The organism is Carboxylicivirga marina, assembly GCF_016612505.1.
Classification (GTDB): Bacteria; Bacteroidota; Bacteroidia; order Bacteroidales; family Marinilabiliaceae; genus Carboxylicivirga; species Carboxylicivirga marina.
The window spans coordinates 32,815-54,827 of sequence record NZ_JAENRR010000017.1 but is presented as its reverse complement, the minus strand read 5'-3'; the positions used below and the strand labels follow the sequence as shown (position 1 = coordinate 54,827).

Here is a 22,013-nt window from a genome sequence, read left to right as displayed (position 1 = left end):
AATTGAAAATGATTTTAATAGCAATGTGTGCAAGTTTTCGTGCAAAATGTTTCTTTGTGGTGCTGTTTAAAATCACTATTTTCATCGAAATAATTTTATCGGTTCAATATTAGAGCTTAACTAAATTTCATTAATCAAATTTTGTGCACTTGATGATTAAAAAGACAGTAGCATGTTTGTTCTTCCTTATGCTCGTTTCTATAACTAAGGCAGGGGCATTGTTCTTTGAGAAGATTTCATTTCCTGTTGATTATGAAATGAAGGTAACGGCAATTGAACAGGATGATGATGGTTACATGTGGGTGGGCACACGGGAAGGTTTATATCGATATGATGGTTATGAGATGGAGCGCATCTTCCCATTGCATGGGGATTCAATTAATTGGCGCAAGCATCAGGTTATTTCTCTTTTGGTAGAGGGGGAGCAATTATGGTTTTCGTTGCACAATGGAGATGTGATGAATTATCAGATGCAGTCAGGGGATGTTACACGTATTTACCCCAAGGCAGGTGAAACTAAATATCAATATGGACGAGCAATTTCTTTAGTTCGGGATAGTCAATCGCAATTGTGGATTGGATTGACCAAAGGCTTGATGAAGATCACTAAGAATCAAGAAGTTGTGCCAATAGGAGATTATTCTAAAGTTTTTAGTCTCTGGTTTAATCACGAAAAACAGCAAACATGGGTTTTGCATGATGATAAGAAGATTTCGGTTATTAATCAGAATGATAGTATTATTCGTGAGTATGATTTTGTATTGCAAAAAGCTGTTCGCCAGTTTCGATCAGGCTGCATTCAAAAAGATCAGGCAGGAGTTATTTGGGCAAGTGTAGGTAATAATGTGTATCAATATTTACCTGATACCGATAATTTTAAAAAAGTAACATCGGTTCAGAATGAAATTATCGATTTTGCCTTTGGGCGAAACAATCGCTTGTGGTTAAACGATGCATTTAAAGAACTAGCCTACTACGATCAGAAAACAGGCAAATTAGAACATATTAAAAGTAGGCCGGAACAGAAAGGCAGTTTAGGGAGTAATAATATCTTTTCGTTACACATGAATCGTTCGGGAGTTTTGTTTATTGGGACGTTGAATGGTTTGTATAAACTTGATTGGACAAAACAGTTCTTTTACCACCTGCCTATTGGAGGTGGAGTAGACTATGCATTGTTTTCGAAAGGTGCTCAGTTGGGCTTGGTGCTGAATAACTTTTTTTACTGGCTTGAACAAAATGAGCAAGGTGCAATTCTTATGAAGGCTCGTGTAGCTTCGGATGTACAGAATGGACTTAAAAAACCGGTAACTATTCCAATAAGTATTCCCAAAGATATCTCTATACTTAAGCGGGCCAGTGATCGTTCTTTGTGGGCAGTTTCTGCTTCGGAAGGTCTAATGTGGATTGATTTAAAAAATAACAAAGCCCATCGTGTTGAGTTAAGACTTGGCCACGATATTCATATCAATGGTGTTAGTAATGGTAAGAATAACGAGCTGTGGCTATCGGCAAATGAAGGTATTTATCGAATATTGTACAAGAAATTTCCTTATCGAATAGAAGAAGTTGAAAAAGTAGAAGCAAACGATGGCAAGCGTTTGCAGAATAGCACATTTACTGCCTTGCACTACGATAAGGAAGGAATGCTGTGGGTCAACGCACGGGGATATGGTATTTTTCGCTATAACCCTTCCACCTTTCAGTGGCAAAAGTTTGAGTTGGGAAATACAAACGCCAATATTGCTGCATTTACACGTATCACCAGTATTAACGAAACATCTGGTGGTACCATCTGGTTAGGATCCACAGATAGTGGCGTGGCCTTTTTTGATAAAGTAAAGAATGATTTCGTAAAAATTTCATCATCAAATGGATTGATGGAAGATGAGGTGTGTGCCATTGTTTTTGAAAGTGAAAATGTAACATGGATTAGCCATGTTAAAGGGCTAACTCGCATTGAGATACCTGAGTTTAAGTTTGATCATTATACTCATGAAAACGGCCTTTTGAGTGGTCAGTTTATTCAGAATGCAGGCTTAAAGTCTGAGAATGGAATTATCTTTTTTGCTAATACGCATGGGTGGGTTTATTTTAATCCATCTATGATGATATTAAATCAGGTGCCACCTCATACGGTACTTAAAAAGTTTCGTGTAAATGGGGTCGAGAAGGTTACGGATTTAAAGCGTTTAAATACTTTTGATTATGAATTAGAATTAACGGGGAAATATAAAAAATTAGAAATGTATGTGAGACCAATGTCTTATACATCTTCGCACCAGAATAAAATTGCTTGGCGCATTGGTGAAGAGGATTGGCAGCAGGTTTCCACCGATACACCATGGTTATCATTGCCAGAGCTAAAAACAGGAGATTACGAATTAGAAATTAGAGCATCTAATAATGATGGAATATGGAGTGATGAAACTATCATTGTGGATTTAAGTGTGAGATCGTCGTTGTCAAGTCGTTTATTGAAGTTGCTCTTACCTTTGTTGGTGCTTGTGTTCTTGGTTATAGCTTACATTCTTTCGGGCAGAGTAATTATTAGTAAGCGCAGAAAAAAAGTAGACGAAGATAAACTCAGCATAGCAGATAAACAACGCATTGATGAGCTTCGAAAATTAATGGAAAAGGAAGAGGTATACCTTAATCCAGAATTATCATTAAAGGATTTAGCCAGTCAATTAAATTGTTCTGCTAATACCTTGTCTTCGGTGTTTAATGATTTATTAAATCAGAATTTTTACGATTACGTTAATAATTACAGAGTTGAACATGTAAAAGCAATGCTGAATAATAAAGATATGGCTCATTACACGCTATTGTCAATTGGGTTTGATTCAGGATTTAACTCCAAATCATCTTTCTATAGAATATTTAAAAAACATACGGGCCTAACGCCATCAGAATATCAAAAACAAGTATTGAGCGAGGGATAGACTCATTGGTAAAATAAAATGTATTTTTTCTAGAGTTCAATAACTAAAAGCAATAGTGGGTAATTTAGTTATGATCTTACTTCTATAGTAATCTAAAATATTTGTTGGATACTAAAAATAGCAGGCAAAGCGATAATTATGATTGTATATGTATTACTGTTTTGCTTTTTTGAAAAAAAAAAATGAATTTATTTCAATAGCGTCCTAAATGCTTTTATTAATTGCTCGAAACGTCTTGTTACGAACCGGCCTCAGCCAGTGAGCCAAAAAACAGGGTTGACATGACGGTTAAGAATTGTTTTTCTGTTTAAGCAGTTTGAGGAACGAAAAGTGTGAGTTTAAAACAATTTCAGTCATGAATCCTAGTTTTTTGAGTGAATTGGAGCGAAGCGGAAATCATGAACACCATAATAGATCAAGCTTAAGTGAACTAAATGGGTGTAGCCGGCGGACTTTTTGCTTACTTTTTTGACTGTAGAATTGAAGTGCAACGTAAATCATGAACTTCAAATAAAACTAACAAAATAGTGAACTAAAAAAGTAAGAGCCATCACGGCTTGAGTGAGAAATAATTAGGACAACATTTAATTTATTTAATGATTACTTGCTGTGTTGTTTTTTTGTTTTTTGTATTGATGCTTACCCAATAAGTTCCAGCTGCCCATTGTGAACAGCTAATTGTCGAGTATTGCTCTTCTATTATCTTTCTTAAGAATAGTTTACCTTCAGCGTTTGTAATCGTTATTAATGCTTGATTATCGGGACAATAAAGAGTAAAGTGATCTGATGTTGGGTTGGGATAAATTTTTACTTCACCTGCCTTACTGGTATTAATGGACGTTGCAGTATTTGTTAACATATACTCAAATGTGTGGGTTTCACTATTTTTTGTTTCAGGTATGTTAATTGAACCAATTAGAGTGTTGTAACCATTCTTAGTTATTGTGATATTAATCGTATGATAGGGATGCAAATGTGTTGTGTAGGTATTTTCATTATTGGAACTGACAGTGATCTTATCGGTATAGGTTCGCTCATCTTCTATTTGGATAGTAACATCATTTAAAAGCACTCCATTTTCATCTTTAATTACAAAGTTAACAGGATGTAATTTCCACTCTCTTCGTGTGGGTAAATAGCCTTCTGGCACCTTTACATTAACTATTTCATTCTCGAGTAACTCTTGCATCATGTTTTTTTCGTCAGCATGCTCAGGAAGGTCGTAAATACTCACTAATTCACTTGGGTCATTTTCTAAATCAAATAAATCCACACCTGAGATGAGTCCATTTTTTGAATCACAGTAACGGATAAGTTTATGTGTTTTAGTTCTGATACCATAATGAGAAGGACAGCTACTGGAGTAAAACTGAAAGAAGGTTGCTGTTCTCTTATTGCTATGGTGTTCACCCCTTAATAGAGGTCTAAAGCTGATGCCCTGCATCTCTTCCGGAGCGGTGGTGCCTGCATAATCGCAAAAGGTTTTTGCAAAATCGATATTGTTAACAATGTCATCACTAGTTGTGCCTGGGCTAATTTCTTGTGGGTAACGAATAATAAAGGGCATACGCAGTGCTTCATCCAAACTCAAACGTTTATCGTAAAAATTGTGTTCGCCCATAAACATTCCTTGATCAGAAGTATAGATGATGATGGTATTGTCCAGTTCACCCATTGCTTCGAGTTGCTGGTAAAGACGTCCAACACTTATGTCAATGGATTTAACGCAGCGTAGATAGTCTTTTAAATATTTCTGGTAAATAGCTTCACGTTGCTCAGCGTCAGTTAAGCCTGTTAGAGTAATAGTGCCTGTGGCCCAATCTGCATCCGCCATTCGTTTACTTAAATCATCTTTTTCAGTTCCTGTTCTAAATAACTGATGTTGCTTGTTTCTTATACCGTTTTCATGTCTGTTACTATAATCATCGTGCAGTGTAAGCGGTTCAGGTATGCTAATACCATCAAATAGATTAGCAATGGCAGCGTCATCCGTTTTGTATTGCCAAGGACCATGTGCTGCTTTATGATGAACCATTAAAAAGAAGGGTTTGTCTTTATTGACCTGGTTTAACCACTCAATGGCCAGGTCGGTATAGAAGTCAGAAACATAGGCATTTCCACCCTTTAGTTTTGAACCGTTTTTTAATACAACTGATGGCTGAAAATAGGATCCTTGGCCATGCGTGACAGCGTAGTAATTATATCCTTGCAAACAGTCACCTTCTATGTGCCACTTACCAACTACCGCAGTTTCATAATTATCAGCTTGTAGAACTTGTGCTATGGTAGGTGTCTCATTACCATTTAACTCTTCTCTTAATGTGAATACACCAGAAGTATGACTGTATCTTCCGGTTATAATTGATGCACGCGAAGGGGCGCATAATGAATTGTTAGCGTAGCAATTGCTTAAGAGAGCACCCTCAGATGCCAATTTATCAATGTTTGGGGTGATATTATGCTGTTTTAAAAAACTTTGCAGATGACTAGGATAGGCCCCTATGGTCGCGGCTGAGTGATCATCTGACATGATAAATAATATATTAGGTCGTTTTTGTGCAAAACTGACTTGGATGAAAAAAAACAAACCAACGAAAGTCAGGCTTTTTTTAATTGATTTTACAAACTGCATATGCTGAAATCATTTGTGATTAATTTACGATGGCAAGATGTCATATTAAAGGTAGAATAAAGTCCATTTTATTAAACTTAAAGCTCAATACATATTCAAAAGGTACTTTTAAAAGTTAAGACAGTTGATAATTTATTTTTAGTCAATTGGTAAGAATCTTGGTCATTTTTGCTTTTTAGTAATTGTTTACACTATTTTACATTTTGCACAGAAATTACAAGAGAGCGTGAGATTTGGACAAAATGAAGAATTCCCATCTCGCTATATTGATTGAAACTTAAGAGAGCGCAATATTTTTCAGTGATTAAATGTGAAAAATTAGATTTGTTATCGTTGGTAATTCCAAATTGGTTCATCGTTGAGTTGTTACTAAAGTATTAAGCACATAGTGGTGTAGAGATATTAGTTATCAGGGTCTCAACAAGAATTGGTACTTAGTATCAGTGGGATAAAACTGATTTGGGTTAATTATTAACAAATGCAAACAAAGACAAAATACATTTAAGAAAAATAAACGGCGAAGCTTAAACAAAAAATTCTATGAAAAAACTCTTAACAAATTTACTATGCCTGTTAATACCGGTATTTGTTCTTGCTCAGGAACGAACCATTACTGGTAAGGTGGTAGATTCGGAAACAAACGAGCCCATACCTGGGGTCAATGTAATTGTGCTTCCAGCGTATAGAGGTACAATTACCGATATGGAAGGAAATTATTCTTTGGCTGATATCTCAAGTTCAGACCAGGTACAGTTTTCATTTATTGGATTTGCTAATCAAACTATTGTTGTTGGTGAGCAAAGTACGATTGATGTTAAATTAGTGCCTGATGTTAACGAGCTGGATGAAGTAGTAGCCATTGGTTATGGAGTGATGAAGAAGAGCGATTTAACAGGTGCTGTTTCTTCTGTTGGTTTGGAGCAAATTCAAATGACAGAAAACATCAGTTTGGATCAGGCATTAGAAGGACGTGTTGCTGGTTTGAATGTGAGTTCGGGTGACGGAACACTTGGAGCAGCAACTAATATTTTTATTCGAGGTGTTGGATCGATAAACTCCAACACTCAACCGTTATTTGTTATTGACGGTTTTCCGATAGAATATTCTTACGATAAGGAGGCTACAGCCTTAGGCGATGATCCTCTTAATCCTCTTGTAAATATTAATCCTGATGACATTGAGTCGATAGAGGTATTAAAAGATGCATCAGCTGCAGCCATTTATGGAGCAAGGGGTGCCAATGGTGTTATTTTAATAACGACCAAGCGTGGTGAAGCAGGTAAAACCAATGTGACCGTAAACGCCTCATTTGGTTTTAAAAAGCCGATGAAGAAAGTCGATATGCTTGAGACACCAGATTATTCGAAGTATATGTATGAAAAGGATGCTGGTGAAGAATGGGACGATTGGAAAGCATGGCAAAGCCCAGATAGTACAAATACAGATTGGCAGGATGTTATATATGACAATCGTTATGCCTTATCCCAGCGCTATGATATTTCCATTGATGGCGGGTCTGAGCAAACAACTTTTAGGACTAATATCAATTATAAAGATGAGTCAGGGGTTATTCAAAATACAAGTCTTCAGAGTTTTAGTGGAGCATTAAAGGTGAACCATAAAGCTGGTCGATGGATGGATATGTTTATGGATGTTAATCTAGCTACATCTGGCAACAGCTCTTCTGCACAGGGGACAGGAAGTACGCCAAAATCTGGTGGTTCAGTAATTAATGCCTTACAGGCTCCCCCAACAAAAGAACCAGACGAGGAAGCAACACAAGATGAGTTGGAAAATGATGATGAGAGTAATGGTGGTTACACGAATCCTTTAACAATGATTCATGGGGTAACCAACAAGAAGCGAAATACGGATATGCGTGTTAACACACAGTTTTTGTTTAAACTGCACCCAAGCTTAACTCTGATGTTACGAGGTGGATATCGCTTAAGTTTTGCTGAGCGTTCACAGTACTATCCTAGTAATACTGGTAGAGGAAATAAGAATAATGGAGATGGTTTTAATTCAACTAATAACAAAAGTTCATTATTAGGAGAATCAACATTAACTTACTTAACAACCATTAATAAGGATCATAATATCAATATAATGGGTGGTGTTTCATATACCGAAAATGTTGATTGGTTTTGGACCGCTCGAAATACTAATTATGGCAATAATGATTTAGCACCCTACAACATGGCCGTTGGTACTGCTCCTTTAGTGCCTGAGAGCTGGTATGAAAAGCCCAAATTGCAATCGTTTTTAGGACGCTTTAACTATAACTATAAAAGCCGCTATTTGGCAACAGCTTCATTCAGGGCCGATGGATCGAGTAAATTTGGTGCTGGTAATAAATATGCCTACTTCCCATCAGGTGCCTTATCTTGGCGTTTAAGTGAAGAAGGGTTTATGTCTGGAGCCACTTGGGTTGATAACCTAAAGCTTAGATCAAGTATTGGTGTTACCGGTAATCAGGGTATACCTTCATACCTATCGCGTGATAATTATACAGTAGCAAATTATGTGTTTGATGGCGAGATGACGAATGGAGCCGGTTCATGGATTACCAATGTACGTGATGATGAATTAGTTTGGGAAACCAGTCGTATGATTGATGCTGGTATTGACTTTGCTGCATTTAAACAACGGTTAATTATAACAGCCGATGTGTATGATAAGGAGACCTATGATATGTTACTTAATACTAATGTATCACCTTCGGCAGGTTTTATGAATGACTGGACAAATGTTGGGTCGATGCGCAACCGAGGTGTTGAAGTTAGCGTGACCGGAGACATATTTAAAAATGCTGGATTCATATGGAGAGCCACAGCCAATTATGCTTATAACGAAAATGAGATATTAAAACTGGCCGATTCTGATTATATATTAATGGATGGTTATATTTTGCAGGAAGGTATGCCTGTAGGAGCATTCCATGGTTACCCAACTGATGGGATTATCAGAACCTTTGAAGAAGCGGCTATAGCTCCGGTGGAAGTTCGCTATACAGCACAAGGTAACATGCCGGGATACCGTCGTTTTAAAGATTTAAACGGTGACGGAATGATTGATAATGTCGATCGGGAAATAATCGGACAGGGCCATCCTGATGGATTTGGTAGTTTGTCCAATGTTTTAACATATAAAGGGTTTCAGTTAAAAGCATTGGTAACATTCCGCCATGGTAATCAGGTTTATAATGCTACCCGCATGAAATTAGAATATATGTATGGTAGTAAGGGTAAGAAAAATCGTATGGCTACCGTTTTGGACCGTTGGAGACAACCTTATGTTTTTGGTGGTGAAGATGAGGGCAATATTGATGGATCTTTGCCATCTGTTGAGTACGATGATAAACTTTTTCATTCAGACTATCTAGAAGATGCTGATTACGTAAAACTAAGGAGTATTTCTCTATTGTATAAGTTTCCTCAAAAAATGATTAAGGATTGGGGCTTTAAGCAACTGTCTTTAAGAACAACAGCTGAAAATATCTGGACAATTACCGGCTACTCAGGTTACGACCCAGAGGTAAGCATGGGACGAAATAAAGGATTGATGCCTGGGTATGATAATGCTGGTGCACCAACACCATTTATATTAACTTTTGGATTGAACGCACGGTTCTAATAAACGTTTAAAACGAAAATAATGATGAAACAAACATATATATCAAGGCTACTAGTTTTTATTATGGGCCTATTGGTTTTCGCTAGTTGTGAAGATTTAATTGTGGAAGAGCCTTATTCGCTTTACACGGATGAGAACTTTTATGAAACCGACAAGCAGGCGATAAGTGCTATAAATGGGGTTTATCGTTGTATGGTTGATCGCGATAATAGCTTAACACCCTACAGTAGTTATGGCATGGCAGGTGCATTGATGATGATGGACATGATGAGCGATATGTGCTACAGTGAAGGTAATAAAACGAATTATGGAGGTCAGATTGCTACCGGAACACACGCAGAGAACGAGGTGGTGTCGAATAATATGTGGGCCTTAAGTTATCTGATGATCAATAAAGCCAACAATGTGATTGGTAATGTGCCTAATATTGAAATGGATTCTGTGCTCCAGCAACGTATTTTAGGAGAGGCCCGCTTTTTAAGAGCCTATGCCTATTTTAATTTGGCTAAATTTTGGGGTAAGGTGCCATTACGAGTTGAAGAAACACGTGATTACGAACCATCAACAACACAAATTGAACGTTCTGAGATACAAGAAGTTTTTCAGGTGATACTGGAAGATTTAGAGTTTGCTGAAAAATCTTTGTTTTTTAAGTATGGCTCATACATGAATGGGGGAGAATTTGGTGATTACCCTCTCGAGTTCTGGGGAAGAAAAGAAATTATTGAAGAGGAAGGGTTAATACGCTATAGTCACCCAAAATTATATTTGCAAACAGATAATGGCCGTGCCAGTATTGAGGCCGCTCGCGGTATGTTGGCGAGAGTGCATCTGTTTTTGGCTTCGATGAATAAGTTTGGTAATGTTGAAGGCTACGATTGGGTAGATTCAGAAGCTTCATATAGAGCAACACGTGACTATTGTAAGAAAATTATTGACTATGGTAACTATGCTCTTGTGGATGACTACATCGAATATTTCTCAACTGACAATAAGCATAATAGCGAAACAATGTTTGAAATAGAACATTATGAACTAGAAGGTAATGGTGGTATCTGGGGCTATTGGCATGGTGATAGTCACCGTATTCGGGCAAGGGTTGAATACCTTGATTTATTTGATGCCGAATTGAGTGAAGATCAAAAGTTTTATGTAGATAGTTTAACCGATGCACGTCTTATCTATAGTGCTAATGTTCGTGAAGGAAAAGATAATCTTGAGATTGCTAAATTCGGCTATAAATCCACTGCCGACTACGATAAGTGGGGTATGCCTGCACATCTTCGATTCAGTAATTTTACCAATGCATTTAATAATGCTGTCAATGTGCCTGTCATGCGTTATGCCGACATTTTATTAATGATGGCAGAGAGCATCAATGAAATTGAAGGACCTGGTCGCTCGTATCAGTATATTAATCAGTTGCGTTCGAGGGCGCGTCGTTCAAATTTTGATGAGACCAACATCCCGGGTGATGTATATGGTATGACACGTGATGAATTCCGATTTTTTGTTTGGGATGAGCGCAAGAGAGAGCTAAGCTTTGAGTGCCATAACTTTGAGGATCTAGTTCGTACCGGCACATTTATGGAGAAGATATCTTCAACAAAAAAAGTAAATAACTGTAACGTTTACTTTTTAAATCCTATTGAATGGATTGAAGCGCCACCCTCATTACTGGCTGATAATGTTGAAGAGCATCACCAGTTGTTTCCAGTTCCTTTGAGTGAAATCAATGTGAATCATGTTATCGACCAAAATCCTGGTTATTAATAAATGATATTTTAACTGTTAAAAAGCAGAACGATGAAAAACAATATAAAATATATATTTCTACTAACCATAATGCTTGTGCTGGGTTTTGGCAATAGCATTGCACAGGAAACAGTGGCTGTTCGTGAAGACTTTGTCGATATAAAAAAGGCAGATGTAACAGTGGTTACTGATAACCCGGAATATTCATGGAAATGGGTATCTCCCTACTCTGGCATTGAGTGGTATGGTTTTTCAAATATTGTAGGCCGTGACCCAATCGATGGTATGGTGATAGAAGGAAAGCGTATCAACATCATGGAGGGGGAATATCTTGAAGCGGTAGTGCCGGCAGATAAGATGTTAGGAGTTTCTAAGCTCTTGTTAGGCTTTAAGAAAACGATGGATGTTGAAATTAATGGTGAAGTAGCATGGACTGGTACTCATAATAAATTGTCACTTAGCAAAGCTATATGGGCTGAAAATATCGATGCCAAAAGCCCATACCGTATTCGCTTTAAGCAAAGTCCTTCGTCCGACGGTATGGTGCAGTTACGTGTTTGCCACCTGTATGGTTGGACACCGGTGGAAATTTCACAGGGTGCAACGGCTGAAGATGGCATGACAGCTGAGTTAGAGTTAAGCGAAGCCTTAACGATTCCTAACGATACAACAATCTATGTTGGACATGGCTTTGACATTGATGTAAATACAAAAGGTAGTGAGGAAGATGTTGAAATTGAAAAAGTTGATATTTATAATAACGGTACAAAAGTAAAACTGTATTTCACCAATATTACTTATCGCCACCATAGTGTAAAAGTGGTGTATGATAAAAGTATAGGTGGTTTTATAAGTGTTAACGATAATACCATGCAGTCCTACGAAGGATTGGAGATTACCAATAACTCACCAATTGTACCTCCTTTATTGCGTAAACCTTGTTGGACTAATGATGGAACTTTTGTTACCATTCGTTTTGATAAGGATATGCAACAGTTCAACCTGACTGACGGCGGTGGTTTCACTATTAATGGCAGTCTGTCTGGTAGTCTAGCAATTGACTCCTTGTACACTGTTGAGGATAACCTTGAACAAATTGTACTTAGATTATCTAGCCCAGCAGTAGCTAATGACATTCTGACTGTTAGTTATGCAGGGGAAAACATCAAGTCTGCCGACGAAGGTGTTTTGGAAGCTTTGAGTGATTTTCCTGTCGTAAATAGTATGGTGGGGGCAGATGCACAGCTAACCCTTGACCCTGCTACTGATTTATTAGGAACTTATGTTAGGGTCTACTTAAGTAAAGAGTTAAATGTTTTACCTGTAGATATTGTTAGCTCATTTGAAGTTAAGGTGAATAACCAGGTAAGGAATATTACCAATGTTACGTTTTATGAGGATAGAGCAAATGAACTTTGTGTTTTTATGGAATCACCAACCATCAAAACAGATGAAATAACTATATCCTATTCAGGAGATAACTTGTCAACTACCGAAGATGCTTCGGTTGTTAAGTTTACAGATCAGCCTGTTGTAAACCATAGTCCGGGAGTACCACCTCTGCCATTGGTAGCTATAACCGATTCGGCGGCAACGAAAGTCATTGTGGAGTTTGAATTTACTTTAGGCTTATATGCTCTGGATGCCTTGGCGAAAGGTGATTTCGTTGTGGAGATTACTACAATGGATGGAACCATGGTTAAGGACTCATTAGTAAATTTTGCCTTTCCATCGTGGGAACACCCTATTTATGGCACCATTTACGAAAGAAATAAAGTAGAGATGGAATTTACCAAGCCAGTGTTGTTTTCAGATCACTTGCATATTATCTATACAGGTACATCTATTCAGGGCTGGGACAGAGGAGTTGTTTTGCCATTTGACATGACTCTTCATAGCCAGATGGCAGGAGCGGATGCCTTTGCTCATAAAGCAATATTGTCGGATGATTTATCATCTATTTTTGTTGAGTTCACACAAGATCTGCAAGTTAATTATGTGTTTGACGATCAGGAGTCAGAAAATCCAGATGCTCAGCAGGTCAATATTGATCCTGCAGATTTCATGATTTCCATTAATGATAGTGAGAACATCGGTAATCCGGATATATTACCAACTAAGCGTTCATTTGCAACTTTTGTATCCCGTTATTTCCACGATGAGAATTCATTAATATTGAATTTAGATTTAGATTTCTATCAGATAACGGATTGGGATACGGTAACTGTTCAAACACCCCTTGGCTCTGTTGAATGGATGTTTGAAGACAGTACACGTGTAACACCTGTTGAAACCTATTTAAATGACCAAGGATCATATGATTGGGGTCGTACTGAGAATGTAACAGGCGTTTGGGTGCCACAATGGGAAGAGTTGCTTGAAGCACGAACCGATTCTGGTTTGGTAAAATGGAGCTACAATGGTGCTGAAATGACGGATACGTTGGGACGTTTTGTTCCTGAGAACGATACTTTAGTGGCCATTCCTTTCTTTGCTAATGGCCTTGAATTACTATTAGATACAATCGTAGTGAAAGACACTAGTTATGTTGAGTTTTCTTTCGGTGATACGATAACTGGTAGCTTCCAATCATACATGCGTAAAGGTAATATCACCTGGGATTATGGCGATTCAACCATCGTGAATAGAGGTAAAAGTGCGCCTTATGGCACTTTATTGACGAGCTACGATATCAATGGCGTTTATACGGCTATATTAGATACGAGCTTTGTACCTACCGACTCTACATCAATTTACTGGAAAGGTGGTGATGATTTAACATTGACCTATGTGCCAGGAGCTAATCGCATTAAAACGGTTGAGCAGGCTTATGATGAGGTATTAACGATTCCTGATTCGACTACTATTGTGACAACTGCGCCTGTTTATGATCCTGTAAGCTTTATTATTAGTGCACCGGCCGAGTTTGCTGGCTCAATATTCAAAGACAGTGTACGAACTGTTGACGATGCTTATTGGGTACTAACCATGGATTACAAATACAAGAGTCAGGGTTTCAGAACTGGTGTTGTTCAACCTTTTGCTTTTGATATGCAAATACCAATGGATGCTGTGAATAAGAGTGCCTTAGCAAAAGATTTTGTTGAGCCTGATAAGGAGGAGGATGAATTAACGGTTTATCCTTTAACATCGCCGGTGGATTATTCGTTAAGCATTAATAATGCCGATGGTTTTACCAATGTTCAAGTATATAGCCTGTCAGGAATGTTGATGATACAAAAAACCATTTCAGATTCATCGATGGATATTCCAGTGGCACACATGCCATCAGGTATTTATATTGTTGTGCTCTCAGGTTCAGAAACGAAAGAGCGATTTACAGGAAAGATTGTTAAGCAATAATACCAATTGTATGTCAAAATGCGCTGAAAGCCATTTTGCTCATTACAATGGTTAATGCCGATACATAATCAAAGCGTCTTAGTTTTAAGGCACATTTTGATTAGTAATCGGTATAATTACTGGTTTAGTTTATAAGGATTGTATAAGGTTTAAGCCTTATACAATCCCATTATTTATAATTAATCAATTAATGATGTACAAAATCGTTAATCAAGTACTATTAAGCATTGTGTTGTTGTGCTGTGTTGCAGTCGTAAATGCTCAAGAAGATTCTGGTAAAGAACTTTTAATAGAAGAATGCGAAAACGTATCGGAAATTTTTGATGAACTGGCATATTATACAACAGAGATTGAGGCCATTAAGAGGCGAAAAACAAAAGGGTACTATTCAAAAGAAGAATTTCCTTATGAGATGCTTGATTTGAGTATGCGTAAGTTTGTGAAGAAAAAGATTACTAAAGCTGAGTTTAATTTTTTTACACATACAATGAAAAATGTGGATAACTATATAGCGGCGATAGAGAATAAACTAAATAAACATATCTCAGATCAAAAAATGGGTTTCGACAATAAAGCAGAACAACAACGCTTTAGAGATGCCCAACTGGCTGCAGAACAAGCTTTTGCAAAAGATAAAGCGCAGTTGGATGTTAATTGCATCAATGCGACCAAAGACTCAAAAAAGACGAAAAAGAAAAATAAAAACTAACCCTTTTTATTTAAAATTAGACTTTTTGGTGGGGTGGTTTCTTGTGAAGGAAGTTACCCCATTTTTTATGTTTTAATATGCTTGCTTCCACGTTATGAAAAAATTACTTCCATTAATAATTCTTATGGCTGGCCTTATGGTTTCAGCCTTTGGCCTGATCGATGACGCACCCCTTAAACGATTGGTTGATAAAATACACCAGCAAACAATTCATAATCATCAGGAGAAGTTATACTTGCATTTTGACCGGCCAGTGTACCATGCTGGCGACGATGCCTGGTTTAAAGCTTACCTTTTAAATGCTGCCAATCATAAACCCGAAAAGGCTGAAAAGATTATTTACCTCGAGTTGATTAATCCTAATGGCAAGGTGGTTAGTAAAAAAATATTTAAGGTGAATGAGGGAAGGTGTCAGGGGACCTTCCCTTTACACGAAGATTTGTCGAGTGGCAAATATTTAGCGGTAGCCTACACCAACTGGATGCGTAACGCCGGTGCCGATTTCTTCTTTAAACGGCAGATTATGATTTTGAATGAGGCCGAATCAATAAGGAGCAATTCCTTGTTGTCATCTGAATTGGTCAATGCATCTGACAATTTAATTGATGACACTTTATCATTAGCGACAAAAATTGTATCAGCACCCGAACTGGCTCTTCAATTTTTTCCTGAAGGTGGTGAGCTTGTCGCTGGACTAAACTCTCTGGTGGCTTTTGAAGGCCTTAATCAGCTTGGCAAAGCCATGGATTTTGAGGGCTATATTATTGATGATACAGGTCAGCGTTATGCCTTTATCAAACCCCTGAAAGATGGAAAGGGTTACTTTTCATTAAAGCCCTTAGCCGGAAGACAATATATGGCTGTTATATCGGGTAACAATGGTGAAAATCTGCGGTTCGCACTACCAAGCGTACGAGCACAAGGGTATTCAATGACTGTTACAAATACCTATGCCAACGAAGAAATTGAAGTAAAGGTGATGGCACAAGCACACGATAAGCAACCCATGGTTTATTTATTAGCCATGCAGAATGGTTCGGTGAAAGTAGCTCTACAGGGTAAAATAAATGGTCGAAGCCTTACGTTTACGATTCCCAAGAATAAATTCAGAACAGGCGTGGTGCAATTTACCGTTTTGGATCACTTGCAAATACCTCGTTGCGAAAGACTTTCCTTCATTAATCATTATGATGAACTTAATATTGCTATTCAGGTATCGGATAGAGAACCAAACAGGCGAGAAGCCGTGAAAGTAAATTTGCAAGTGACGGATAAACAAGGGCAAGCTATTGAAGGTGATTTCTCAATGGCTGTCAGTGACCTTTCACTGGTGCCAGACTCATTATATCAGCACCACAGCTTAGTTGATTACCTGAGTATTTCGTCGGATATACCCAATGTTCCAGCTAGGCTTCCGGAACTGTTAGAGAACAGCCGGGGAGCACACAATAAGATGGAGTTACTAATGCTGACCAATGGATGGCGACGCTTTAACTGGAAAGCCTGTTTACTTGATAGTGTACCTGAACCAAGTTATACGATGGAAGAGGGCATGTATGTGAAGGGGCAAGTGAAAAAACGTAAAAGCAATAAACCTGTATCAAAAGGAGTGGAGGTGACCATGATAACACAAGGTAATATCGTTGATTTTTACCGCGTTAAAACAGATGAAAAAGGACAGTTTAATTTCCCCCTGTTTGATTTTAATGATACGGTTGATGTGGTGGTTCAAACACGAAATAAACTATCGTACAAAAGTGATTTTGTGGTTGAACTTGAATCTAACCTGTCGTTTCAGCCTGTTGATAAAGGGGCGCGTGAACGGATGAATGTAGAGGAGAACGTAGCGACCACTTTCTTTACCAGTGATGCGTCGCATGTAGATGCAAGTGCTTTTGATCGTAGCGGAGTGGTGCGAGCACAAAAAGAACGATTAACGGATTTAGGACTGATGGATACAACTGATATATTTATTCAGGAAGTTGAAGTTGTTTCCAACAGAGAAAAGACGCCCAAGGAGGAGATGAACGAATTTTTTGGAGCAGCCAATGCCATGATTAGTGAAAAACAGGTAGAAGCCATTGCAAAAAATACGCCCTGGCACAGTGGTTTAATCGACCTATTATTTGATGCCATACCCGAACTGCAAGTAACTGTAAATGGGCACGACGAGCTTGCTAATGATAATGTGTTGTTGAGCGGTAATTTTGAGAGAAGTATCGATGCCAATGCTGATGATGTTTCGAGCGAAGGTTCTTATCAGGCGCCGGTAGTGTCAAAGGAATACATCCATTTTGTAATGCCTAATAAGGGCTTACATACCTTTTATATATTTATTGATGGTCAGTTTATAGGTAGTACCGATGGAAATGGTTATTTGAATGGTCTGCAGCCACCATTAGAACTCAATGATTTTATTAGTATGGATCCGGCCACTATGCAGTCAATAGAACTGCGTCACGATTTAAAAAATCATCCGGTTCAGTATGCTTTGTCTGTGCAAAGTACTTTAGAAGGCAGCCCATATGATTTACCACCCGCTGTATTGTCTATTTATACCAAAGACGGCAAAGGTCTTTATTCGGGTAAAAAGAAGAAAGGGGTGGGTAACTTGCGCCTGTTTGGTTACACACGTGAGCGTGAGTTTTACAGTCCTTTATATGATGGTGAGGCTGATGAAGCAATTACCTTTGATAAACGAGCTACCTTATTCTGGAAGCCAAGTGTTAAAACGGATAATGAAGGAAAAGCTAGCATTGAGTTTTATAATTCAGATGTAGCACAAGCCTTTAGAGTGGATGTAGCTGGTATGTCAAACTCATCATTGCCTGGAGCCAAACGTGAGGTGTTTGGAGTTGTTGATCAGGCATTATCAAACAATATAGATGCAGATAAACATGTAGCTGAGATAAGGCATAAAAGAACAAGTACAACACATCAATTTACCCAAGATAAATGGCAGCGCTATCAAGTCGAATATGCACAAGAGCACTTGTTAATAGGTATTGTGTTGGATGAGCAGGGGCAAGGGATAGCTTTTGCGGATATCAGCTTAAAAGATTCACCCATTGGAACAACTGCTAATGCATCCGGTATCTTTGCTTTGGAAAAGGCCATGCTTGCAAATGATGATATAATACAAATTAGTAATGCCGGTAAAGGGTATGTGGAGCTTTCGCTTGAGCAACTTAAAAACAAAGCCATGCAGGTTACATGTGTTAGTCGTACTGACCAGCCATCTGATTTATCTGTTGAACAAGTGATGAAAGAAGTGTACGCCATTGCTGCTGCCAAAAGAAAAGATAAGCTACAAGCCTTTGAGGCGGTGTATCGTCAGATGCTAATGAAAGATAACTTACTGTATGGCTTAGCCGATTTTGGACTACAAATAGAACAAAATAATGTGCTACGTGCCCAGGTGCCTCATATATCAAATATTGTGCAAGGGCGAGTTTATAAAACTGATGATTACGGACAGGCTATCAGGTGGGAACCGCTGGCAAGTATAAGCAACGAAGTGGTACAACTAATCGATCCTTTACAGACCTTGATGCCCTTTGTTGATAAAGCACATCGAAATAGCTTTAAATACCGTCTGAAAGGGCTAAATACATACCGTGGCAAAGAAGTGATAGTTATCGATTTTGAACAGCTTGAAGGTAGCTACCATAGCTTTTACGATGGGCGTATGTTAATCGATAGCCAAACCAATAAAATAATGCATTGCGAATGGTGGGCTGCAGCGGCCGCTGAATCATTTCAAACGGCTGACCGTTATATCAAACCAGGTCATCGATATGAGTCAGTAGCTTTCACTAATAACCATCTGCAATGTTCATATACCCATTTGGGTGATCAACCAGTACTCAAACACCAGGTTGAACAAGTAGAATTAATGGCCGATGGACAAGCGATTGCTTACTCGCGCGAATTATGCTTTTCCCAGATAAAAATTCAGGGAGAAAAGTTGAAACGCCAGGCACTAAAAGATCAGTTTGCGCGTCGTTCACTCATTAACCGGGTGAGCTATCAACCTAAGTATTGGCGCGAAAAGAGTGTTCTGTTACCTGATTTTTATATGATGGACCAGGTGAAGTATTTGCACGAAATAGAGTTTTATAAGGGAAATCATTAATCAAGAAGGTGTCCAAAATAAAATTAGGACATGCTTATCGCTATGATTAAAAGAGATGATTGTGAGCGAGATTGTTTGTAGGCGTGTGTTCTTTAAGCGTCATGCGTTTTGCCCTTTTTTAAAATAGGTTTTGATTTTGGCTATGAGCTTTAGTAAAACCGAGAAGTTGAGAGCTTGCTCGAAAATCACTCGGTTGCACTTAAGTTCTAGGTAAATAAGAAAGAGATTTTGAAAGCAGCCTTGACCTTTTTTGCTTCGTTTTTTTGGCCAAAAATATGAAGTCGGGTTTGGGCGGAAAGCCCAATCAAATATATAAATAGGGCAAAATTGATAGTAATAGGTATTTTATAATATGCCTGATTGGCAGCCCGTAATCAAGAAAGATGGAATATCAGTGAGAGAGAAGTATAACAAACCTATAAGCTTTAAAAGGTAATAGTGTACGACCCAATTGGGTATTAATATAAAACCCAATTGGGTTTGAGAGTAGAACCTAACTGGGTGTTATAATAGTGCCTTGTGTGGAGTTTTCTATAAGACAGTGAGTTGCAGGTTGAGAGTTCCTTGTCGAACAGATTGTGTGCGTGGTAATTTAGCCTTCACAGAAATAGAGTATATGCTTTTATTGATTTTCTCAGGGAAGATGAATAGCAACTCAGACGGCTTGTTTTTAACAATGTGTTCTATTTTCAGTTCATGACCGTCATTATTTGATAGAAAGATACCCTGCTCTGGATCTGTTTCGTCAAATTTAAGTAAGCGACCCTTTATAGATGCTACCTGACCAGGGGTAAAAGTTCCATCTGTTTTTTTTGTGTGTAAATCAATAAAACGAATAAGTTGTGGGGAGCGCTGTTGATGTGTGACTTGCTTAACCTTTATTTGCTGTTCAATTTGCAATAATCGTTTACCAGGGCGCAGGTTTAATTTTACCTGATGCTTTTTATGCGTAAAACTTTCATGCTCATCGTTAAAGGTGCCTTTTATGCTTGGTGTGATATTGAATAGTTCGGTTTTGATATGAGCGCCATCACTCACAAGGCTTTCAATGGCATGACTGAATTCTTCCATTACAGCTAATGCTTCAGCTTTGGTAACTGTTGAGCCACGCCTTATCATGTGCTCAATAACGTGCTCAATGGTATAACTATCGTTTTTATTTACTGAGCTAATGTATTTTCCTGATTTTGTTTTTAAGGTGTTGGGCACCAAACTGTATCTTAAGGGCATAGGTTTGTTGTTTAAGCTTAGAGTATAAAGCTATAAAAAATATTTATTCAAGCTGTTAACAAAAAAAGCAGAGCCCATTAATGAACCCTGCCTTTTTACACAAACTAAAAATCAATTTTATTTGAGTAACTCCATAAAATTACCTTGTATATCTAATGGATCATCCATGTCTTTTTGAAGCTGCACTAATTCGGCAAACATGGCTTTTACTTTTTCTGGTTGTTGAGCCGAAATATCGTTCATCTCCTGTGGATCCTTATTTAGATCGTACAACAATAACTGTGGTACTTCAGGGTAAGCGATGAGCTTATAGCCATCTTTACGAATACTTCGTTGCAAATCTCTGTAGCAACCATAAATAGCATCGTAGGCACTTTCGGTTTGCTTGCCTTGAGCCAATGCCAGTAAACTACTGAATTCAACGTATGCTGGTTGTTCTGCTCCGGCTAATTCTAATGCTGTCGGCATAATATCCTGTAAGTACACATCAGCTTCCACCTTGCTGCCCTTCGGAATATCAGGACCAATAACAATCAGTGGTGAACGTGTACTGTGATCGTATAAACTTTGCTTACCTATTAATCCATGGTTTCCACAAGCTAAACCATGATCAGCAGTGTAAAAAATATAGGTATTATCCATTTCACCACTTGCTTTTAAAGCATCAATAATACGCCCAATCTCACGATCCATATGGCTAATAATGGCGTAATACTCCTGGCGGTTAACTTTAACAGAATACTCTGTGCGAGGGAATGGCGCTAAACGCTCATCGCGTAATGCCGGTCCATTACCAATTTTATCTTGATTTGCGTATTCGGGCATAAATGTTTCAGGAACCGCAATGTTCTCCAGTGGGTACATATCCACAAATTCTTTTGGTGATTGGCGAGGATCATGTGGAGCATTAAAAGCTAAATACATAAAAAATGGCTTGTCTTTGGTTTTGGTGTCATCAATAAAGCCAAGTGCTTCATCGCCCAATACCTCTGTCCAATGCTTGCCACCCTGCCAAAAACCACCATATTCTTCTTTCCAGGGTTTCCAGCCTTCATCGCCTTCTTCTGTAAACGTACGATTATAACGCTCATCGGTTTGCTTTGGCATGCCTGAACGCACCGTTCCAACATTGTTAAACATTTTTTTTGCATCAGCCTTTACATGCCATTTTCCTGTCATATACGTTTCGTATCCGGCATTTTCCATCAAGTTACCCCAGAACGTTTCGGTGTACTCGGGTTTTTTTAACTGTTTTTCAATGGCATGGGCTTTCCATACACTTCGCCCGGTATTAATCATGGTACGTGAGGCAATACAAACAGCACCATTCCAGGCACCCATGTTAAAGTTATGGGCAAAGTAAGCCCCGTTATTAACCAACTTATCTAAGTTAGGTGTGATTATTTCGTTATTGCCAGTGGCATTAATGGTATTAAAACATTGATCATCGGCGAATAAGAAGATGATATTAGGTTTTTTTGCCGGCTTATCGGCTGTGCATGAAATCACAGATGTGAATAATGCTGCAAATAAAAATGCGCTTAGTAATTTCTTCATCTTAAATTATAACTCTTGGTGAATGTTGTTATTTAGTTTGTATCAAAAGTA

The 22,013-nt window shown here is 38.2% G+C and carries 9 protein-coding genes; 6 read left to right on the top strand and 3 right to left on the bottom strand.

Annotated elements, in window-relative coordinates; genetic code table 11:
* Positions 1-152 precede the first annotated feature (152 nt).
* A complete protein-coding gene (locus JIV24_RS09235; protein ID WP_200464748.1) occupies positions 153-2,945 on the top strand; it encodes a ligand-binding sensor domain-containing protein in 2,793 nt (930 codons plus the stop codon).
* 589 nt (positions 2,946-3,534) lie between these two features.
* Here JIV24_RS09235 and JIV24_RS09230 read toward each other — a convergent pair.
* A complete protein-coding gene (locus tag JIV24_RS09230; protein ID WP_200464747.1) occupies positions 3,535-5,577 on the bottom strand; it encodes a sulfatase-like hydrolase/transferase in 2,043 nt (680 codons plus the stop codon).
* 540 nt (positions 5,578-6,117) lie between these two features.
* On the opposite strand from JIV24_RS09230, the gene JIV24_RS09225 reads away from it, so the two are divergent.
* The 5 genes from JIV24_RS09225 to JIV24_RS09205 all read left to right on the top strand — a co-directional run bounded on the left by JIV24_RS09225 (position 6,118) and on the right by JIV24_RS09205 (position 19,175).
* Positions 6,118-9,213, top strand: a complete 3,096-nt coding sequence (locus JIV24_RS09225) for a SusC/RagA family TonB-linked outer membrane protein (protein ID WP_200464746.1) — start codon at positions 6,118-6,120, stop codon at positions 9,211-9,213.
* Positions 9,214-9,234: 21 nt separating this feature from the next.
* Entirely contained in the window at positions 9,235-10,986 is a 1,752-nt protein-coding gene (locus JIV24_RS09220; protein WP_200464745.1) for a RagB/SusD family nutrient uptake outer membrane protein, read from the top strand.
* Between the two features lie 33 nt (positions 10,987-11,019).
* Positions 11,020-14,331: a T9SS type A sorting domain-containing protein gene (locus JIV24_RS09215; RefSeq protein ID WP_200464744.1), complete on the top strand. Its 3,312-nt coding sequence runs from the start codon at positions 11,020-11,022 to the stop codon at positions 14,329-14,331.
* A 193-nt stretch (positions 14,332-14,524) separates the two neighbouring features.
* On the top strand, positions 14,525-15,040 hold the full coding sequence (locus JIV24_RS09210; RefSeq protein WP_234445768.1) for a hypothetical protein: 516 nt from the start codon (positions 14,525-14,527) through the stop codon (positions 15,038-15,040).
* 94 nt (positions 15,041-15,134) lie between these two features.
* Positions 15,135-19,175 (top strand): MG2 domain-containing protein, encoded by a 4,041-nt coding sequence (locus tag JIV24_RS09205; RefSeq protein ID WP_200464742.1) that lies wholly within the window; start codon positions 15,135-15,137, stop codon positions 19,173-19,175.
* A 531-nt stretch (positions 19,176-19,706) separates the two neighbouring features.
* On the opposite strand, the gene JIV24_RS09200 is transcribed toward JIV24_RS09205, so the two are convergent.
* A complete protein-coding gene (locus JIV24_RS09200) occupies positions 19,707-20,405 on the bottom strand; it encodes an HU family DNA-binding protein (RefSeq protein WP_200464741.1) in 699 nt (232 codons plus the stop codon).
* 117 nt (positions 20,406-20,522) lie between these two features.
* Positions 20,523-21,962, bottom strand: coding sequence for a sulfatase-like hydrolase/transferase (locus JIV24_RS09195; RefSeq protein ID WP_200464740.1), 1,440 nt, complete (start codon positions 21,960-21,962; stop codon positions 20,523-20,525).
* Positions 21,963-22,013: the final 51 nt, after the last annotated feature.

Coding starts and splice junctions, on each gene's coding strand:
- JIV24_RS09235 (WP_200464748.1), top strand. CDS start 153: ATGATTAAAAAGACAGTAGCATGTTTGTTCTTCCTTATGCTCGTTTCT.
- JIV24_RS09225 (WP_200464746.1), top strand. CDS start 6,118: ATGAAAAAACTCTTAACAAATTTACTATGCCTGTTAATACCGGTATTT.
- JIV24_RS09220 (WP_200464745.1), top strand. CDS start 9,235: ATGATGAAACAAACATATATATCAAGGCTACTAGTTTTTATTATGGGC.
- JIV24_RS09215 (WP_200464744.1), top strand. CDS start 11,020: ATGAAAAACAATATAAAATATATATTTCTACTAACCATAATGCTTGTG.
- JIV24_RS09230 (WP_200464747.1), bottom strand. CDS start 5,577: ATGCAGTTTGTAAAATCAATTAAAAAAAGCCTGACTTTCGTTGGTTTG.
- JIV24_RS09200 (WP_200464741.1), bottom strand. CDS start 20,405: ATGCCCTTAAGATACAGTTTGGTGCCCAACACCTTAAAAACAAAATCA.
- JIV24_RS09210 (WP_234445768.1), top strand. CDS start 14,525: ATGTACAAAATCGTTAATCAAGTACTATTAAGCATTGTGTTGTTGTGC.
- JIV24_RS09205 (WP_200464742.1), top strand. CDS start 15,135: ATGAAAAAATTACTTCCATTAATAATTCTTATGGCTGGCCTTATGGTT.
- JIV24_RS09195 (WP_200464740.1), bottom strand. CDS start 21,962: ATGAAGAAATTACTAAGCGCATTTTTATTTGCAGCATTATTCACATCT.